This is a genomic window from Micromonospora sp. NPDC051196 (assembly GCF_040682415.1).
Taxonomy (GTDB): domain Bacteria; phylum Actinomycetota; class Actinomycetes; order Mycobacteriales; family Micromonosporaceae; genus Micromonospora.
Genome location: NZ_JBFBAY010000002.1, coordinates 230646 through 248916 on the forward strand (window position 1 = coordinate 230646; position 18271 = coordinate 248916).

Here is an 18271-nt window from a genome sequence, read left to right on the forward strand (position 1 = left end):
CGAGTCAGCGAGCCTTCTTGGTGGCCCGCTTACGCGGCGGGGTCAGCAGGTCCGCGATCGTGGCGATCGCGCTCGGGACCAGTCGGTAGTAGGCCCACACACCGCGCTTCTCCCGCTCCAGCAAGCCGGCCTCGGTGAGGATACGCAGGTGGTGGCTGACCGTCGGCTGGGAGAGGCCGAGCGGTGCGGTCAGGTCGCACACGCACGCCTCGCCCTCGGGCGCCGACTGGATCAGGCTGAGTAGCCGCAGCCGGGCGGGGTCGGCAAGGGCCTTGAGGACCCCCGCCAGCCGCTCGGCGTCGGCACGTTCGATCGGCTCACCGGCAAGCGGCGAGATCTGAGGCATAGTCATTTCGGCCAACGCAGTTCCCACGTATTCCATCCTTCCACCAGCAGCATCGATCCGCCTGCATATCAGCAGATCCGAATCGGCAAACTTTTACGCCACAAGGCCGAGGTCAGCCAACGTATAGGCCGCCCGATAGGGCAATCCGGCGGCTCGCACCGCGTCGCCGGCACCACGATCAACGATAACGGCCACCCCCACGACATCGGCCCCGGCCTCGCGAAGAGCCTCGACAGCGGTCAACACACTTCCACCGGTGGTGGAGGTGTCCTCCACCGCCAGCACCCGACGACCGGCGACATCCGGACCCTCGATCCTCCGTTGCAGCCCGTGCGCCTTGCCCGCCTTCCGCACCACGTACGCGTCCAACGGACGTCCGGTGGCGTGCAGCATCGACAGGGCGATCGGATCAGCACCCAACGTCAGACCACCCACAGCGTCGTACGACCAGTCGGCGGTCAACTCCCGCATCACTCGGCCGACCAACGGTGCCGCCCGGTGATGGAGCGTGACGCGCCTGAGGTCGACGTACCAGTCGGCCTCCCGCCCCGAGGACAGCACCACCCGGCCGTGGACCACAGCCAGGTCAGAGATGAATTTACGCAGGTCGTCGTGGTCCCCCATGGGGGTAGAGGGTACTGCGCAAAGCTGTGTGCCGCGTGCGCGGGCTACCTGCGGCAACTCTTCCGGGCGACCGATGATTGACGATGCTCGTTACGGTGGGTTACTCATTGGAGCAAGTCGAGTCACCGGCCACCGAATCACGCGGCTACGCCCGCCGGGCTGCGCCGATCAGCCACGCTCCCGACCGATGCGACCCCGGGTGTCCCGGGCGACCAGGTCGAGCAGTCGACGCGGTGCGTGCCGCAGACCCGCCACGGCCAGCTTGTACTTCCACGACGGAACACTGACCAACTTGCCTTTTCCCAGGTCACGCAAGGCTTCGTCGACCACGGCCGGGGCGCTGAGCCACATCCATTCGGGGGTTTTCGACATGTCGATGCCGGCTCGCTGATGAAATTCGGTACGCGTGTAGCCAGGGCACAACGCCATCACCCGTACGCCGAAGGGGCGCGCGGACTGGCCGACCGACTCGCTGAAGTTGGTGACCCAGGCCTTGCTGGCCGGGTACGTCGATCCGGGCATGATCGCACCGAACCCGGCAACGGAGGAGACATTAATCACTGCCCCGGTCCGCCGCTCGGTCATCGTATGCAGCGCGGCCAGGGTGAGCCGCATGACGGCATGCACGTTAAGCCGGAGCAACCGGGCCTCGTCCGCTGCGGAAGATCGCAAAAACGGCGTGTTCAAGCTGATCCCGGCATTGTTGACCAACAGCTCGACGGGTGGGGTGGCGGCGAGTCTCCGCTCCACCGGCGCGCAACCGTCGTCGGTGGACAGATCGGCGGTGATGATTTCGGTCTCCACGCCGTACCGGCCGGTCAGCTCGGCGGCCTGAGCAGCGAGCCGGGTCCCGTCCCGAGCGACCAGCACCAGATGCCACCCGTCGGCGGCGAGTCGCCCGGCGAAGGCCGCCCCGATGCCCGCAGTCGCGCCGGTGATCAGTGCCCAGCGCCCGGCCAGCGGCTGGTCGGACGGCACGGGCTCGGGCGTCACGGAACTGCTCACCTCGGCGGGTAGGGGGGCGACGGCGGGGCCCCGGGCGGCGGATACGGCTGGTATGGCGGCGGCGCCGATGGCGGAAATCCGCCCGGCGGATGAGGCATCGGTGCGACTGTCGAACGGCGACGCCGGAACCAGGCACCAGCTGCGGGCAACGCCAGCAGTACGGCTACCACAAGGTAACCGAGCACCTGGGCGACCGAAAGGGTCGCGGTGAGCGGAATCCACCAGGACGGGTAGGCGTTTCCGGTCAGATCAACCAGTTCGGCGGCAACCTGGTCGTCGCCGAAATCCAGGGGCGTGATGCGCTGAATGAACAGGGCCACGATGCCGCAGCAGCCGAACAGCACGCCGAACCCGGCGACCACCCAACTGGCCACCCGGGCACCGGTCCGGCCTGCCGCCACGCCGAGCGCGAGACCGGCGAGCAGAAGCCCGGCGAACACGCTCACCACCGCCGACAGCACGACCGAGGTCCGCAGGAGGGTGGTCATCACGTCGATCTGGCCGCCGTCCGCCGAGGTGTCGGCAGCCGCAGCGCGGAAGCGACTCACGGTGCCCCCGACCGTGGCCAGGCCCGCCAGGGCGTACCCGAGGGCCCCGAGCGCCATCACCGACAGCACCGCCACGGCGAGCCGGACCACGGTCGGCCGACGATCCGGCGCCTGTTCGGGGTACGACACGACGAGTCCCTCCGGTAGGCGTTCGGGAAGCAACCTACTCGGAGGGACCGTCACAGTCGCGGCGGTTCGGGCGTGTCGGGGGCCGGACCCAGGCCACGCGGGCCGGGCCGGACCTCGAACAGCCGATCAGCCTCGATCAGTTGGAGTTGCCGCTGGGCGGCTGGTCGCCGGGCTGGCCCGGCGGGTTCTGCCCACCCTGGTCGCCCGACTGGCCGGAGGACGTCTGGCCGGGGATGGGCGGGTACCCGGGCTCACCGGACGGTTGCGCGGCACCCGGATGGCCGGGCGCCGGCGGGTAACCAGGCTCACCGGGCTGGCCGGGGTAACCCGCCTGACCCGGGTAGCCGGGCTGACCCGGATAACCCGGCTGACCCGGGTAACCCGGCTGACCGGGGTAACCCGCCTGACCGGGGTAACCCGCCTGACCGGGGTAGCCGGGCTGACCCGGGTAGCCGGGCTGACCCGGGTAGGTGGCGCCGGGAGTGGGCGGCTCCCACTGCGGCGTCGGCTTGCGGAAGAACTCGTTGGCCTTCGGCAGCGCCAGCAGGATCAGCGCCACCAGCAGCGAGATCAGGCTGATCACGCCGAGCAGGATGCTGACCGGAGTGGCCCAGGAGGGCAGCGCCTCCTCGACCCGACGCTGGATCTCCTCAGCGCTCGGCATGTCCCCGCTGGTGTCGGCCGGTGCGGTCAGGCCGCCGGTCATGCTGCCGAGCACGTTGAACCCGTTGCAGCAGAACAGGATGCCGCCCACGATCCAGGTGGCGATCCGCGAACCGTTCTTGCCCCGGAGGTTCACCAGGCCCAGACCGGCCAGCGCCAGCGCCGCCACCAGCATGAAGATGGAGGTGCCGACGCCGACAGCGACCGCCAGGTCGGCGATCCCCTCCAGCCCTTCGCCCTCGCTGCCCTGAAGGGCATCCTCCATCGCGTCACGTACGGTGCCGATGGTGGCCAGCGTGATGATCGCACTGATCAACTGGCAGACCGCGAACAGCAACAGCAAATAGGTGGAAATCGTCACCACGCCCGGCCGAGACCGGGTCGGGGTGCTCTGAGGATCGGCCATCTCTCTCCTTCCCTGCAACGCGCTTCACCGTATCGGCACCCGACCAGTTCGGCACGCCACGGTGCCGGCCACACGGCGCGTCACCTGCCGCAACGGGCTATCGGCTCTGGGGATGGACGATCACGTCGGCCCGATCCAGCCGCTCGCCCCGGGCCAGTTGCCAGCCGGATCCGCCGTACGCCTCGAAGGTGAGGCGGGCACCGGCCGCCGCCCGGTAGTCGTGGTAGCGCATCACCCCGCTCGGGGCGAGGCCGGTGGCGCCGGTGGCGGTGTAGCGAGCCTGGCCGGACTCTCGCCAGCTGTACCGGCGACCGGCGAACTCGACCACCGGAGCACCGGCGGTGCCGGCATCGCCGGATTCGGACCGCCAGAGCACCATTTCGAACTCAGGGTTCTCCGCCACGGACAGCCAGCGCCGGCCGTCGGGATCGTCGAGCAGATGCTCGGCCCAGGTCCACTCGCCCTCGATCAGACGGACCGAGCCGCGTACCGGATAAGCCACGTCCCCGATCTCGACTATGTCGCCGACCTCGATCCGACGCGGGTCGACGCGCGGGCGGCTGTGCGGCGCACCCGCCGTTCGCCGGGGCCGACGGGCCGAGCGGCGCCGGAGCACGGCCACCAGCGCCAACCCGAGCAGGCACCCGAGGGCTGCCAGCAGGTACACCCATGCCTTCTCCAGTTGGTCACCTCCGAGGTCAGTCAGCCGGGACAGGTCCCCGGGCCGCCGGCGCAGGCTCAGGACTCGGCGAGCCGGTTCGCCGCGTACTCACCGACGGTGGTGCTGTCCAGTACGCAGCCGGTAGCGGTGTGCAGCTGCGTCGGGTCGGCCCGCAACCCGGCCCAGGCCGCCCGCCCGGCCGGCGGATCGAGCCGTTCCAGGAGGGTGGCGGCATACACCCGGGCCGCCGGTGACCCCGCCGACAACAGGCGTTCGAGCTGCCCGCGTACCTCGTCGGGGCGGTCGGCGGCAACCTCCTCGATCCGCTGGTACGCCTCGGTCTCCGGCAACATGGTGCCGGCCAGCCCCACTCCACCGAAGGAGACCGTCTCGGCGTCGGCGAGGGCCGCGACCGCGTCCGCCAACTCGTCGTGCTGTCGTCCCATCGCGAACATGCCTCCATCGTGACCCGGACCGGCTGGCGGCGCACTACTGTCCCGGTGCCGTCTTGCGCCCGTACCGACGACGGGGCCCGCGTCGCGACGAGGCGCGACGCGGGCCCGATGTCCCGGTGCGGCGGTCAGGCGGCGGTCACCGACAGACCGTCCTTGGCGTCGGCGAGGTCGACCCGCACCGTGTCGCCGTCCCGGATCTTGCCGGCGAGCAGGGCCCGCGCCAGCTGGTCGCCGATCGCGGACTGGACCAACCGGCGCAGCGGCCGGGCGCCGTAGATGGGGTCGTACCCGTGCTCGGCGAGCCAGGTCCGCGCGGCGTCGGTGACATCCAGCACCAGCCGGCGGTCGGCGAGCCGACGGCGCAGCCGGGCGATCTGGATGTCCACGATGGCCCGCAGGTCGTCGCCCTGAAGGGCGGCGAAGACCACGATGTCGTCGAGCCGGTTGAGGAACTCCGGCTTGAAGTGCGACCGGACCACCGCGAGCACACCCTCCCGGCGCTGCTCCTCGGCGAGCGTCAGGTCGCTGATCACCGCCGATCCCAGGTTCGAGGTGAGGATCAGGATCGCGTTGCGGAAGTCGACGGTACGACCCTGTCCGTCGGTGAGCCGACCGTCGTCGAGCACCTGGAGCAGGATGTCGAAGACGTCGGGGTGGGCCTTCTCCACCTCGTCCAGCAGGATCACCGAATACGGCCGGCGGCGTACCGCCTCGGTGAGCTGGCCACCTTCCTCGTACCCGACATAGCCGGGTGGGGCACCGACCAGACGGGCCACGGAGTGCTTCTCGCCGTACTCGCTCATGTCGATGCGGACCATGGCCCGCTCGTCGTCGAAGAGGAACTCGGCGAGTGCCTTGGCCAGCTCGGTCTTGCCGACACCGGTCGGGCCGAGGAAGAGGAAGCTGCCGGTCGGGCGGTCCGGGTCGGCGACGCCGGCCCGGGCGCGGCGTACCGCGTCGGAGACCGCGCCGACGGCCTCGGCCTGGCCGACGACCCGCTCGCGCAGCGACTCCTCCATCCGCAGCAGCTTGGCGGTCTCGCCCTCCAGCAGCCGGCCGGCGGGGATGCCGGTCCAGGAGGCGACCACGGCGGCGATGTCGTCGGCGCCGACCTCCTCCTTGAGCATCGCGCCGTCGGCCTGTAGCCGGGCCAGTTCCTCCGCCGCCTGCTTCAACTCGTTGTTCAGCGCCGGGATCCGGCCGTACCGCAGCTCGGCGGCGCGTTCCAGCTCGCCGTCGCGCTCGGCCCGCTCGGCCTCGCCGCCGAGGCGCTCCAACTCCTCCTTGGCGGTGGAGAGCTTGGTGATGTGGGTCTTCTCCAGCTTCCACCGCTCGGACAGGGCGGTGAGCTGTTCGCGCTTGTCGGCCAATTCCTTGCGCAGCCGTTCGAGGCGCTCGGCCGAGGCGGCGTCCGGCTCCTTGGCCAGCGCCATCTCCTCGATTTCGAGCCGGCGAACCGCCCGCTCGATCTCGTCCACCTCGACCGGCCGGGAGTCGATCTCCATCCGGAGCCGCGACGCCGACTCGTCCACCAGGTCGATCGCCTTGTCCGGCAGGAACCGGTCGGTGATGTACCGGTCGGAGAGGGCTGCGGCGGCGACCAGGGCGGCGTCGGTGATGCGTACGCCGTGGTGCACCTCGTAGCGTTCCTTGAGCCCGCGCAGGATGCCGATGGTGTCCTCGACGGTGGGCTCACCGACCAGCACCGGCTGGAAGCGGCGCTCCAGCGCCGGGTCCTTCTCGATGTGCTCGCGGTACTCGTCCAGCGTGGTCGCGCCGACCATCCGCAGCTCACCACGGGCCAGCATCGGCTTGAGCATGTTGCCGGCGTCCATCGAGCCCTCGCCCTTGCCGGCACCGACGACGGTGTGCAGCTCGTCGAGGAAGGTGATGACCTGCCCGTCGGAGTTCTTGATCTCCTCCAGGACGGACTTGAGCCGCTCCTCGAACTGACCCCGGTACGACGCACCGGCGACCATCGCGCCGAGGTCGAGCGAGACGAGCTTCTTGTCGCGCAGCGACTCGGGCACGTCACCGGCGACGATGCGCTGGGCCAGGCCCTCCACGATGGCGGTCTTGCCGACGCCCGGCTCGCCGATCAGCACCGGGTTGTTCTTGGTCCGCCGGGACAGCACCTGGATCACCCGGCGAATCTCGGAGTCCCGGCCGATCACCGGGTCGATCTTGCCGTCCCGAGCGCTCGCGGTCAGGTCGACGCCGTACTTGGCCAGCGCCTGGTAGGTCTGCTCCGGGTCGGCGCTGGTGACCCGACGGTCCCCGCCCCGCACCTTGGGGAAGGCGGCCACCAGCGTCTCCTCGGTGGCACCGGCGGCCTTCAGCGCGCCGGAAACGGCGCCACCGACCCGGGCCAGCCCGGCCAGCAGGTGCTCGGTGGAGGTGTACTCGTCGCCGAGCGGCCGGGCGATCTGCTCGGCTGCGCCGATGGCGTTGACGAACTCACGGGCCAGGGTCGGCTCGGCGATGCTGGAACCACGAGCGGCGGGCAGGGCGTCGACCGCCCGCTGGGCGGCGCGGCGCAGCTCGGCGGGGTCGGCCCCGGCGGCGCGCAGCAGGCCGGCAGCGGTCGAACCCTCGGTGTCCAGCAGCGACAACAGCAGGTGCCACGGTTCCACGGTCGCGTGCCCGCGCTGGTTGGCCAGGGCGACGGCACCGGTGATGGTCTCGCGGCTGCGGGTGGTGAGGCGTTCGGTGTTCATGGGCTCCCCTGGATCGGCGTGTCCACTGGTACCGACAGAACCAGAGTTGAGTCTATTCCGCTCAACCCTAGCGGTGTGATCTACCCCATGGCAATGGGAGTCAGTCCATCTCCAACACCACCTGCACCCAGGTCCGGTCGCCGAGGTGACCAATGCCGAGCAGGATGGTCTCCGACGTACCGGCGAACAGGGTGCCGTCGGACAGCCGCCGCAGGTGGTGCCGGTCGGTCAACGGCCAGCGAGGCAGGTCGACGTACCGGCCGCCGAGCAGCGCACCCGCCCCCCGCGAGCTGATCACCGCCACCACCTCGGCGCCCAGCGGAACGGCTCGTCCGGCTTCCGGATTCCCCTCGGCGCGTACCCGCTGCCAGGAGCCGCCTTCCAGCCGCCACAGCACCGGGAAGCTGATCCGGTCCGGCCGCTCGCCGATCAGCCAGAGCTCGCCGGCCGCCAGCTCCGTCCGGAGCAGCCACACCGCGCCGTCGGGTGCCGGCACCGGGGTCTTCTCCCAGCGCCGTCCCTCGTCCCAGGAGATCGCCGCGTACGGCCGGCCGTCCTCTCCCGCCCCGGCGGCCACCAGCGGCCCGTAGTACTTGATGCCGTCCCGCACCATCCACCCGTCGCCCTGCACCACCATGTTCAGCGCGGGCAGCGGCGGTTGGGTGGCCAGCGGACGCAGCGCCTTACCGGTCCACCGCCCGACCTTGCCCGTTTCCTCGATGATCTGAAACTTGCCCTGGGCAGCCTGCCACTGCGGGGGCGCAGCCTCACCCGGGCGGTGTTGGAAGGTCCGGCCACCGTCGGTCGACGTCCACCAGCCGTGCGGCTCGGCCCACAGGGCCAGCACCCCCGGCAGGGCGTACATCTGCTGGTTATCGGCCACCGGCTTCGGGTGCCGGAGCCGTTGCCAGGACCGACCGCCGTCGATGGTGGACCAGAGCAGGGCGGGACAGTCCGGGCCGGGCGGCCGGCCGTCGCAGGCGCTGAAGAGGGCATAGCCCCGCGAGGCGTCAACGAACTCGACGTACGGCTGGTCGTAACGCTGCGGTACGGCGAGCCGACTACCGCGGATCTCCGCGATCTGTGTCGGAACCGGACTCGACGGCGTCGACGTCGACGGCACCGAGGTCGGCGCGGGCGGCAGCCGGCGGACATCCCCGATGGAACAGCCCACCAGGGCCGGCGCCAGGGCGAGCATCGCCATCCAACGTCTCCGCCGGGTGATCATCCAGCCTCCGTCACGAGAGTGGCCTGCGCCCGTCTCAGTGGCGGTCGAGCCGCCCTTTCGGGCACCGGTACGCCACGACATGATGACGGAGTCCGGCCACAACCTACGGCGGCTCGGCCGTCCGGAGGATCCACCCCGCCCGACAGGCGGAGAATTGCTTCCAGGAAGGGCTACCCGTACCCGCCGGTACCGCGTTACCGTGTCGCCCCAGCAGCCAGGGTTCGCGGAGGGCGGACGACGCCCCCGCCGGCAGAGCGGAAGGTTGGCCGGTGAGCGTGCAGCAGTCAACGTTCCACGGCTTCGCCAACCCCGTCGACCCGACCCCGGCGGAGTTGCGAACGTGGGCGTACAACCCCGATTCGGTTCCGTTGACGTCCATGCCACCGGACTGGGATCTGCTGGTCTCCGGTGACCGGCTGGTGATGACGTTGTTCGACCTGGCCATGGACTCGACCTGTCCGGCCCGGCGGTTCGCCCTGCACTGCCTCTACATCTATGCCGCCGACGGAATCCGGACGAACTTCCGGGCACATCCACGGCGACGCTTCCGCAAGCTGGTGGACCAGGCCGAGCGTAACGGCGACGAGATGATGCGTACCTGGGCGCACAACAGCCGGGTACTGCTGACCCATCCGGAGTTGTTCGTCTACCGGGAATGGTGTGAGGGCGGGCTGGTCCGGGAGGGCCGCCGGCTCTGAGCCTGCTCCCGGAGCCGCACCTCAGCTCGGTGACCCGCCAACGGATGACGTGGTCTCGCGCGAACGGGCCGGGACCCCCCGTGGCTCCCGGCCCGCACGTCGGCGGATCGTCAGCGCGATCCGCCCCGCTCGCGGCGATGCTGATCGGTGCGCGCCTGGCCGGCACCGTGGCCGCCCTGACCCACCCGTACGCCCCAGTTGCCACCCGTGTTCCGGCTGCTGGGTCGATTGCTGGGCCGGCTGGTCTGACCGCTGAACCGGCCGGACTTGACCTGGTCGGAGAAGCGCCCGTTGGTGATCCGATCGAATCGCTTCTGAACGTGCTCGGCCAGGTTGTCGAACCGGAGCTCTGCCTCTTCGGCCACCTTCCTCGCCGCTTCCGTCATGGCTCCCCCCGCCGGATTACGGATTGAGATGGTTAGACCTGATTTGGCGTAGATGTTAGCGAAGGCAACCTGTCCCCCGCTCGGATTTGTCGAAGATGCGCACGCCAGGAAGGAGATCCTCGCCCTTCCCAGCAGGCCACGCAGGCCCGGCGGGAACCACGCGGGCAGCGTGGTCCGTGGGTGCCTCCGCCGGACCTGCGGGTCAGCGGCCGGGGCTGCGGCGGGGACGCCAGACCACCAGGGCGGTGGAGGTCTGGTTGGTCGGGACCAGGTCACGGCCGGGGAAACGGGCCAGCGACTCCAACTCGGCCATCCGGCGGTACGCGGCCTCCAGCTCCGCCTCCAGCTGAGCGACCCGCTGCTGTGCCTGCTCCAGCAGCTGTTCCAGGCCGATGATCCGCTTGATCCCGGCGAGGTTGACCCCGTCGTCCTGACTGAGCCGCTGCACCTCGCGCAGCAACACCACGTCCCGGACGCTGTAGCGCCGCCCGCCGCCCGCCGCCCGGCCGGCCTGAACCAGGCCGAGCCGGTCGTACTGGCGCAGCGTCTGCGGATGCATTCCCGCCATCCGCGCCGCTACCGAGATCATCAGCACCTTGGCCTCGTAGGCGGGGTCATCCGAACCGACGAACCCGTCCATGCCGCTCACCTCCGCACCGCTTCACCGATCAACTGAACCGACGCACCCGCGCGTCGAGATGTTCCCGCGCCGCCGGCGGGGTCTGCTCGGCGAACGCCTCCAGGGCCGCCCGCGCCTCGTCGGTGACCCGCGCCGGCACCACCACGTCCAACGTGACGAGCAGGTCGCCGGCCTGCCCGTCCCGGCGGCTCACTCCCTTGCCCCGGGCCCGCAGGACCCGCCCGCTCGGCGTACCCGGCGGGACCCGCAAGGTCACCGCACCGTCGAGGGTCGGCACCCGCAGGTCAGTGCCGAGCACCGCCTCGGTAAAAGTGATCGGCACGGTCAGGGTGAGATCGTCGCCGGTGCGCCCGAACAGTTCGTCGGGCCGGACCTTGACGTGCACGAACAGATCGCCCGCCGGGCCGCCGCGCACGCCCGGTTCGCCCCGGCCGGCCAGCCGGATCCGCTGGCCGTCGGCCACCCCCGCCGGGAAGCGGACGTTCAGCGTGCGGGTCTTGGTAACGCCACCGGTGCCCTGGCACTCCGGGCACTTCTCGTCGACGACGTTGCCGACGCCCTGACAGTTGCGGCACGGCTCGGAGAAGCTGAAGGCGCCCTGGTTGCGGGTGGTCACCCCGGCGCCGTGGCAGACCGGACAGGCCCTCGGCTGGGTGCCCGGCTTGGCACCGTTGCCGTGGCAGGTGTCGCAGACACCGGGTGCCCGCAGCGTCAACGGCAGCGTCACCCCCCGGACCGCGTCGTCGAAGTCGAGCGCCACCTCGGCCTCGACGTCCCGCCCACGCGCCGGACCGGGCGCACCGCCACCGGCACCACGCGGGCCGCCCGAGAACATCGAGCTGAACAGGTCGGAGATGCCGCCACCGGCGAACCGACCACCACCTGCGGACGCCCCGCCCAACAGGTCGGAGACGTCGAACGGCATCCCGCCGGGCTGGCCCGTCTGGCGGGCACCTCGGCGGAACGCGCCCGAGCCGAACAGGGAGCGCATCTCGTCGTACTCGCGGCGCTTGGTGTCGTCGCCGAGCACCGCGTACGCCTCGGAGACCGCTTTGAAGCGCTCCTCGGCCTTGGGGTCGCCGGGGTTGTGGTCCGGGTGCGACTCGCGGGCCAGCTTCCGGTACGCCTTCTTGATCTCGTCAGCGGAGGCGGTCTTCGCCACGCCCAGGACCGCGTAGTAGTCCTTCTCGATCCAGTCCTTGGAACTCAACGTCCACCTCCTCCCCATTGCCGGGCCGGGGCCGTCCCGCCCGCCGTAACTCGGCGGACAGGACGGCCCGGTCACCGTCGCGCACTATTCCGGATCGGCCACCGCGACCATCGCCGGCCGCAACAGTCGCTCGCCCATCTGGTAGCCCCGCCGCATCACCTGTACGCAGGTCGGCTCGGTGACGTCGGCCGAGGTCTGGTGGGCCACCGCCTCGTGCCGCGTCGGGTCGAACGGGTCACCCTGCTCGCCGAAGGGAGTCAGGCCGAACTTGCCCAACGCGGCGATCAGCTGCTCGGCCACCGAACCGAACGGGCCGACCAGGTCACCGTGTTCCCGAGCCCGGTCCAGGTCGTCCAGGATCGGCAGCAGCGCGGCGAGCACGGAGCCGGTCGCCTGCTCGGTGACCAACCCACGGTCGCGCTCGACCCGCTTGCGGTAGTTGGCGTACTCGGCCGTGACCCGCTGCAGGTCCCGGGTGCGCTCCTCAAGGTCGGCGCGCAGCGCCCCCAACTCGGCAGCCGCAACATCCGACGCCTTGCCGCTCGTGGGCCTGTCGACCGGATTCGCCGGAGAGTCCACCACCGGCGGCCCTTCGGTCGCGGGTTCGCTCAACGCGGCAGCCTCGACCTCGATGGCGTCGACCACCACCTCGGCATCCTCGACCAGGCCCTCCGCCGGGTCGTCCGACCCGGCATCGGCAGCCGCACCATCCGGCTCGGCGGCCTGACTGATCTTGCGGTTGTTGCGGATGACGACCCGCGGCGCGTCGCCGGTGGCCGGCTCCGGCGCCGAGCCACCCGGCGCCGACCCGGTGTCACCCGGGGCGGCGGCTCGTGGCTTCTCCGTCATACGACTACCTCATCCCTCTGCCCGTGAGCCTGCGTCGTCCGGACCGTCACTTCTTGTCCTCGTCGTCGACGATTTCTGCGTCGACCACGTCGTCGGCACCGGGCCGCGCACCGGCCTGGGCGCCACCGGTCGCACCCGCACCGGCCGCACCGGCACCACCAGCAGCGCCGCCCGCCTGGGCCTGCTCGCCCTGCTGGGCGTAGAGCAGCGAGCCCGCCTCCTGCGAGACCTGCGCCAGCCGCTCGTGCGCCGACTTGATCTTATCGATGTCGCTGCCACCGAGGGCACCACGCAGCTCGCCGAGGGCCTCGTTGAGCTTGTCGCGGTTCTCGGCGGGCAGCTTGTCGCCGTTCTCGGCGAGGAACTTCTCGGTCTGCCACTGCAGGGCCTCGGCCACGTTGCGGCTCTCCGCCTCGTCGCGGCGGCGCTTGTCCTCCTCCGCGTGCTCCTCGGCGTCCCGGCGCATCCGCTCGATGTCATCCTTCGGCAGCGAGGAGCCGCCGGTGATGGTCATCTTCTGCTCCTTGCCGGTGCCCAGGTCCTTCGCGTGGACGTTCACGATGCCGTTCGCGTCGATGTCGAAGGTGACCTCGATCTGCGGCACGCCACGCGGGGCCGGCGGAAGACCGGTCAGCTCGAAGGTGCCGAGCTTCTTGTTGTACGCGGCGATGTCGCGCTCACCCTGGAAGACCTGGATCAGCACCGACGGCTGGTTGTCGTCGGCGGTGGTGAACACCTCGGAACGCTTGGTCGGGATGGTGGTGTTGCGCTCGATCAGCTTGGTGAAGATGCCGCCCTTGGTCTCGATGCCCAGGCTCAGCGGGGTCACGTCGAGCAGCAGGACGTCCTTGACCTCGCCCTTGAGCACACCGGCCTGCAGGGCGGCGCCGACGGCGACGACCTCGTCCGGGTTGACACCCTTGTTCGGGTCCCGGCCGGTCATCTGCTTGACCAGGTCGGTCACGGCCGGCATCCGGGTCGAGCCGCCGACCAGGATCACGTGGTCGACGTCGGCGACCTTGATCCCGGCGTCCTTGACGGCCTGCTCGAACGGGCCCTTGCAGCGGTCCAGCAGGTCCTGCGTCATGCGCTGGAACTCGGCCCGGCTGAGCGTCACGTCCAGGTGCAGCGGGCCGGCCGCGCCGGCGGTGATGTACGGCAGGTTGATGTTGCTGGTGGTGGCGGCGGACAGCTCGATCTTGGCCTTCTCGGCCGCCTCCTTGAGCCGCTGCATCGCCATCTTGTCCTGCGACAGGTCGATGCCGTGCTCACCACGGAAGGTCTTGACCAGGTGATCCATGATCCGCTGGTCCCAGTCGTCACCGCCGAGCAGGTTGTCACCGCTGGTCGACTTGACCTCGATGACGCCCTCAGCCAACTCCAGCAGCGACACGTCGAAGGTGCCGCCGCCGAGGTCGAAGACCAGGACGGTCTGCTCCTTGGAGCCCTTGTCGAGCCCGTACGCCAGGGCGGCCGCGGTCGGCTCGTTGACGATCCGCAGCACGTTGAAGCCGGCGATCTCACCGGCTTCCTTGGTGGCCTGGCGCTGGCCGTCGTTGAAGTACGCCGGGACGGTGATCACCGCGTCGGTGATCTGCTCGCCCAGGTAGGCCTCGGCGTCCCGCTTGAGCTTCATCAGCGTCCGGGCCGAGATCTCCTGCGGGGTGTACTTCTTGCCGTCGATGTCGACGGACCAGTTGGTGCCGATCTCCCGCTTGACCGAACGGATCGTCCGGTCCGGGTTCGTCACCGCCTGGCGCTTGGCGACCTCGCCGACGAGCACCTCGCCGTTGCGGGCGAACGCGACGATCGACGGGGTCGTCCGCGAGCCTTCAGCGTTGGCGATGACGGTGGGCTCACCGCCCTCCAGGACGCTGACGCAGGAGTTCGTCGTGCCGAGGTCGATACCGACCGCACGTGCCATCTTCGCTTCCTCGCTTCGTAACGTTGAGCAGGTGACGGGCACTCCCGGCACACCGCCCGGCAGGCGCCGCCCGCAGCGACCCCACCTCAAGTTGAGTGAACTTGACTCAATAGTGCCACGCCTGACGCAATCGTCAAGTCAAGGTTGAGTCGGCTCGGCGCAACTCGTCACTCGCTACTGACCGGTTGTCTTACCTTGTGTCGGTCGGGCACGCTTTAGCGGTGACGACGAACGGCGATCCCGCCTCACTCTCCGGCGCGCCCGCCGTCGCAGCCCGCACCGGCCTCACCGACACCGGGGACGACCACCTACCCGACGCCCTTTCTGGCCTGCGTGCCGCGATCCGGGGCGCCCGGTTCCCGCTCGTACTGCCCTCGGCCGAGCCCGCCGAGCGGATCGGCGCCGCCCTCGCCGACCAACTCGACGACTACCTCCTGCCCCGGCTCACCCGCCTCGATGCGCCGCTGCTCGTGGTGGTCGGCGGGTCCACCGGCGCCGGCAAGTCGACCCTGGTCAACAGCCTGGTGCAGGCGCGGGTCAGTGCCGCCGGGGTGTTGCGTCCCACCACCCGTTCACCCGTGCTGGTCTGCAACCCGGCCGACTCGCCCTGGTTCCGCCGGGGCGAACTGCTGCCCGGCCTCACCCGCACCAACCAGCCCAGCGACGACCCGCGCACCCTGCACCTGGTCACCGCCCCGGCGCTCGCTCCCGGGCTGGCGTTCCTGGACGCCCCCGACATCGACTCGGTGGTCGACGCCAACCGGGCGTTGGCCGGCCAACTGCTCGCTGCCGCCGACCTCTGGCTCTTCGTGACCACCGCCGCCCGGTACGCCGACGCCGTCCCCTGGGAACTGCTGCGCGGCGCGCGGGCCCGGGGCGCGGTGATCGCCATGGTGCTCGACCGGGTGCCGGCGGAGGCCATCGACGAGGTGGCCGCCCACCTCGCCGAGATGCTCGCCGAGCAGGATCTGGGCTCGGCGCCGCTGTTCGTGCTGCCGGAGACCTGGGTCGACGGGCAGGGCCTGCTCCCCGACCGGGTGACCGCGCCGCTGGCCGACTGGTTCGCCCGGCTCGCCGCCGACGCCGACGCCCGCTCGGCGGTGGTCCGGCAGACCCTCGGCGGCGCCCTGGCCGCGCTGCAACCCGCCGTCGAGAGCCTGGCTGCCGCCGCCGACGAGCAGGTGGCCGCCGCCGACGCGTTGGACGATCGGGTACGCGCCGCGTACCGGGCCGCGAACCGGACGGTCGAGCAGGGGCTGCGCGACGGCCAACTGCTCCGCGGCGAGGTGCTGGCCCGCTGGCAGGAGTTCGTCGGCACCAGCGACTTCTTCCGCACTCTGGAAGCGCGGATCAGCCGGCTGCGGGACCGCCTCGTGGCCGCGTTCAGCCGACATCCGGCGCCCGCCGCCGAGCTACGCGAGGCGATCGAGTCTCAACTGATCACCCTGCTGCGGGCGGTGGCCGCCGAGGCGGCCGAGCAGACGTACACCGGTTGGAAGGCTCATCCGGCCGGGGCCGCGCTGCTCGTACCGGAACTCGCCCACTACGGCACCGACCTGCCCGAGCGCGCCGAGCGGCTGGTCCGGGACTGGCAGCGGGGGGTGCTGGAACTGGTCCGTACCTCCGGCGGCGACCGGCGTTTCGTGGCCCGTACGGCGGCCTACGCGGTGAACGCGACCGGGCTGGCCGTCATGATCGCCGTTTTCGCCTCGACCGCCTTCATCCCGACCGGGCTGGAGGTCGCCACCGGAGCGGGCACCACCGTCGCCGGCCAGGCGGTGCTGCAAGCGATCTTCGGTGACCAGGCCGTGCGTACGCTGGCCAACAAGGCCCGGGAGGATCTACTGGAACGGGTGCGGACCCTGCTCGACGCCGAGGCGGCCCGCTACCTCGCCCGGACCGAGCAGGCCCGGCCGGCGGCGCAGACCGCGACCGCGTTGCGCCAGGCGGCCGAGCGGGTGGAGGCGGCCCGACTGGGCAGCGGATTCGTCGACGCGACCACCACCCTGAGCGGGCCGACCGAGCAGGGGCGGCCGGCGTGAGCACATGGACCAGCCGGGAGCGGCCGTGATGGGAATGGGCGGACGCCTGCGCGAGGCGTTGCGGGCTGACGGCCGGGTGGACGCCGACCAGCTGGTCGCCCGGTTGGAGGCGATCCGCCGGTTCCTCGGCATCGTCGACGGCCAACTGCCGGACACTCCGCTGGTGCCGGCACGCACGCTGGTCGAGCGGGCCGGTACCCGACTGGCGCTCTCCCGCGACCACACCGTCGTGGCGCTCGCCGGCGCGACCGGCAGCGGCAAGTCGAGCCTGTTCAACGCGATGGCCCGGATGGATCTCTCCCCCGTGGGGGTACGCCGACCCACCACCGGAGTGACACACGCCTGTGTGTGGGGGCCGCTCGACGGCGGCACCCGGCTGCTGGACTGGCTCGGCGTACTGCCCCGGCACCGGTTCGTCCGCGAAAGCGTGCTGGACGCCGACGACGAGTCCACGCTGCACGGGCTGATCCTGCTCGACCTGCCGGACTTCGACTCGGTGCAGCACTCGCACCGGCTGGAGGTGGACCGGCTGCTCGGCCTGGTGGACCTGGTGGTCTGGGTGGTCGATCCGCAGAAGTACGCCGACCGGGTGGTGCACGGCAGTTACCTGCGCGAGTTCCACCGGCACCGCGACGTCACGGTGGTCGTGCTCAACCAGGCCGACCGGCTACCTCCGGCCGACGTGCCCCGGGTGGTGGCCGACCTGCGTCGACTGCTCGACTCCGACGGGCTCACCGGGGTACCGCTGCTGGCCACCACCATCACCGACCCGGGCGGGACGAAAGGGCTGCGCGAGGCGCTCGAACGCAGTGTCGCCGAGCGGCAGGCCGCGCTGCGCCGGCTCTCCGGTGACGTGGACGCGGTGGTCGCCGCACTCGACGAGATGGTCGGTGCGCCGCGCCCGGCGTTGGCCACGAACGATCCGGCGTTGGCCGTACTGGACCGGGCGCTGGTCGCCACGGCGGGCGTGCCGACGGTGGTGGAGGCGGTCGAGCAGGCGTACCGGCATCGGGCCGCCTCGGCCACCGGCTGGCCGCTGGTACGGCTCTGGCGGCGACTGCGCCCCGATCCGCTGCGCCGGTTGCACCTTCCCGAGCGACCGGGCGGCCCAGGTGACCCGGCGGAGAGTCTGGTCGCCGCGACGTCCGTGCCCGAGCCCAGCGCCGCCGACCGGTCCGCGCTGGGGCTCGCGATCCGCACGGTGGCCGAGCAGGCCGGTGCCGGACTGCCGAGCGCCTGGCCGAACGCGGTCACCGCGGCGGCCCGGTCCCGGCTCGGCGACCTGCCGGATGCCCTGGACCGCGCGGTCGCCGGCACCGACCTGGGGATGAACCGGCCGCGCATCTGGTGGCGGCTGGTCGGCGCGGTGCAGTGGCTGGTGACCCTGGCCGCCGTGGCCGGGCTCGGCTGGCTCGCTCTCGGCTATGCGCTGCGGGTCCTGGGACTGCCGGAACTGCGTCATCCGATGGTCGGTGAGGTGCCCGTGCCGACCCTGCTGCTGCTCGGCGGGCTGCTGGCCGGGCTGCTGGTGGCGGCCCTGACCCGACCGGTGGCGCGGTGGGCCGCCCGCCGGGCCCGGCAGCGCGCCGAGGCCCGACTGACCGACGCGGTGACCGAGATCGGCGAGGAGTACGTGCTCACACCGGTCCGTGCGGTGATCGCCGCGCACGCCGACGCGCGAACCGTTCTCGAGGTCGCCCGGCACCGCTGACCGACGTCGGGCGGTTCGCTCACCGGTGG

17 protein-coding genes are annotated in these 18271 nt (G+C 71.2%); 3 read left to right on the top strand and 14 right to left on the bottom strand.

What is annotated here, in order from left to right; all coding sequences use genetic code 11:
* Nucleotides 1-4: 4 nt before the first annotated feature.
* From AB0M35_RS06865 to AB0M35_RS06905, 9 genes are all read right to left on the bottom strand, one after another.
* Nucleotides 5-382 carry a metalloregulator ArsR/SmtB family transcription factor gene (locus tag AB0M35_RS06865; protein ID WP_007454255.1) on the bottom strand — a complete coding sequence of 126 codons (378 nt, stop codon included), beginning with the start codon at nucleotides 380-382 and terminating at the stop codon, nucleotides 5-7.
* A 57-nt stretch (nucleotides 383-439) separates the two neighbouring features.
* Entirely contained in the window at nucleotides 440-970 is a 531-nt protein-coding gene (locus tag AB0M35_RS06870; protein WP_363742474.1) for an orotate phosphoribosyltransferase, read from the bottom strand.
* Between the two features lie 168 nt (nucleotides 971-1138).
* Nucleotides 1139-1948, bottom strand: coding sequence for an SDR family oxidoreductase (locus tag AB0M35_RS06875; protein WP_363743014.1), 810 nt, complete (start codon nucleotides 1946-1948; stop codon nucleotides 1139-1141).
* Between the two features lie 23 nt (nucleotides 1949-1971).
* On the bottom strand, nucleotides 1972-2652 hold the full coding sequence (locus AB0M35_RS06880) for a hypothetical protein (RefSeq protein WP_363742476.1): 681 nt from the start codon (nucleotides 2650-2652) through the stop codon (nucleotides 1972-1974).
* 136 nt (nucleotides 2653-2788) lie between these two features.
* The gene (locus tag AB0M35_RS06885; protein WP_363742478.1) at nucleotides 2789-3721 is read right to left on the bottom strand and encodes a hypothetical protein; all 933 of its coding nucleotides are present in this window, start codon (nucleotides 3719-3721) and stop codon (nucleotides 2789-2791) included.
* Between the two features lie 97 nt (nucleotides 3722-3818).
* Nucleotides 3819-4403, bottom strand: coding sequence for a DUF4178 domain-containing protein (locus tag AB0M35_RS06890; RefSeq protein ID WP_363743016.1), 585 nt, complete (start codon nucleotides 4401-4403; stop codon nucleotides 3819-3821).
* Between the two features lie 56 nt (nucleotides 4404-4459).
* On the bottom strand, nucleotides 4460-4837 hold the full coding sequence (locus AB0M35_RS06895) for a hypothetical protein (protein WP_363742479.1): 378 nt from the start codon (nucleotides 4835-4837) through the stop codon (nucleotides 4460-4462).
* Nucleotides 4838-4962: 125 nt separating this feature from the next.
* Entirely contained in the window at nucleotides 4963-7554 is a 2592-nt protein-coding gene (gene clpB / locus AB0M35_RS06900; RefSeq protein WP_363742481.1) for an ATP-dependent chaperone ClpB, read from the bottom strand.
* Nucleotides 7555-7654: 100 nt separating this feature from the next.
* A complete protein-coding gene (locus AB0M35_RS06905) occupies nucleotides 7655-8782 on the bottom strand; it encodes a hypothetical protein (RefSeq protein ID WP_363742483.1) in 1128 nt (375 codons plus the stop codon).
* 269 nt (nucleotides 8783-9051) lie between these two features.
* On the opposite strand from AB0M35_RS06905, the gene AB0M35_RS06910 reads away from it, so the two are divergent.
* Complete coding sequence (locus tag AB0M35_RS06910) at nucleotides 9052-9480, top strand: hypothetical protein (protein ID WP_363742485.1); 429 nt, start codon at nucleotides 9052-9054, stop codon at nucleotides 9478-9480.
* Between the two features lie 110 nt (nucleotides 9481-9590).
* Here the strand turns inward: AB0M35_RS06910 and AB0M35_RS06915 are convergent, their stop codons facing one another.
* The 5 genes from AB0M35_RS06915 to dnaK form a co-directional block, all read right to left on the bottom strand.
* Nucleotides 9591-9866, bottom strand: a complete 276-nt coding sequence (locus AB0M35_RS06915; protein WP_363742487.1) for a hypothetical protein — start codon at nucleotides 9864-9866, stop codon at nucleotides 9591-9593.
* A gap of 202 nt (nucleotides 9867-10068) precedes the next feature.
* Nucleotides 10069-10506 (bottom strand): MerR family transcriptional regulator, encoded by a 438-nt coding sequence (locus AB0M35_RS06920; protein ID WP_363742489.1) that lies wholly within the window; start codon nucleotides 10504-10506, stop codon nucleotides 10069-10071.
* Nucleotides 10507-10534: 28 nt separating this feature from the next.
* Nucleotides 10535-11716 carry a molecular chaperone DnaJ gene (gene dnaJ / locus AB0M35_RS06925; RefSeq protein WP_363742491.1) on the bottom strand — a complete coding sequence of 394 codons (1182 nt, stop codon included), beginning with the start codon at nucleotides 11714-11716 and terminating at the stop codon, nucleotides 10535-10537.
* Nucleotides 11717-11800: 84 nt separating this feature from the next.
* Nucleotides 11801-12565, bottom strand: a complete 765-nt coding sequence (grpE, locus tag AB0M35_RS06930) for a nucleotide exchange factor GrpE (RefSeq protein WP_363742493.1) — start codon at nucleotides 12563-12565, stop codon at nucleotides 11801-11803.
* 46 nt (nucleotides 12566-12611) lie between these two features.
* Entirely contained in the window at nucleotides 12612-14489 is a 1878-nt protein-coding gene (gene dnaK / locus AB0M35_RS06935; RefSeq protein ID WP_363742495.1) for a molecular chaperone DnaK, read from the bottom strand.
* Between the two features lie 221 nt (nucleotides 14490-14710).
* Here dnaK and AB0M35_RS06940 point away from each other — a divergent pair, with 221 nt between their 5' ends.
* The gene (locus AB0M35_RS06940) at nucleotides 14711-16531 is read left to right on the top strand and encodes an ABC transporter (RefSeq protein ID WP_363742497.1); all 1821 of its coding nucleotides are present in this window, start codon (nucleotides 14711-14713) and stop codon (nucleotides 16529-16531) included.
* 4 nt (nucleotides 16532-16535) lie between these two features.
* Complete coding sequence (locus AB0M35_RS06945) at nucleotides 16536-18242, top strand: GTPase (protein WP_363742499.1); 1707 nt, start codon at nucleotides 16536-16538, stop codon at nucleotides 18240-18242.
* The last annotated feature ends 29 nt before the right edge of the window (nucleotides 18243-18271 follow it).

Coding starts and splice junctions, on each gene's coding strand:
- grpE (WP_363742493.1), bottom strand. CDS start 12,565: ATGACGGAGAAGCCACGAGCCGCCGCCCCGGGTGACACCGGGTCGGCG.
- AB0M35_RS06945 (WP_363742499.1), top strand. CDS start 16,536: ATGGACCAGCCGGGAGCGGCCGTGATGGGAATGGGCGGACGCCTGCGC.
- AB0M35_RS06865 (WP_007454255.1), bottom strand. CDS start 382: ATGGAATACGTGGGAACTGCGTTGGCCGAAATGACTATGCCTCAGATC.
- AB0M35_RS06905 (WP_363742483.1), bottom strand. CDS start 8,782: ATGATCACCCGGCGGAGACGTTGGATGGCGATGCTCGCCCTGGCGCCG.
- dnaK (WP_363742495.1), bottom strand. CDS start 14,489: ATGGCACGTGCGGTCGGTATCGACCTCGGCACGACGAACTCCTGCGTC.
- AB0M35_RS06870 (WP_363742474.1), bottom strand. CDS start 970: ATGGGGGACCACGACGACCTGCGTAAATTCATCTCTGACCTGGCTGTG.
- AB0M35_RS06895 (WP_363742479.1), bottom strand. CDS start 4,837: ATGTTCGCGATGGGACGACAGCACGACGAGTTGGCGGACGCGGTCGCG.
- AB0M35_RS06915 (WP_363742487.1), bottom strand. CDS start 9,866: ATGACGGAAGCGGCGAGGAAGGTGGCCGAAGAGGCAGAGCTCCGGTTC.
- AB0M35_RS06920 (WP_363742489.1), bottom strand. CDS start 10,506: ATGGACGGGTTCGTCGGTTCGGATGACCCCGCCTACGAGGCCAAGGTG.
- AB0M35_RS06885 (WP_363742478.1), bottom strand. CDS start 3,721: ATGGCCGATCCTCAGAGCACCCCGACCCGGTCTCGGCCGGGCGTGGTG.
- clpB (WP_363742481.1), bottom strand. CDS start 7,554: ATGAACACCGAACGCCTCACCACCCGCAGCCGCGAGACCATCACCGGT.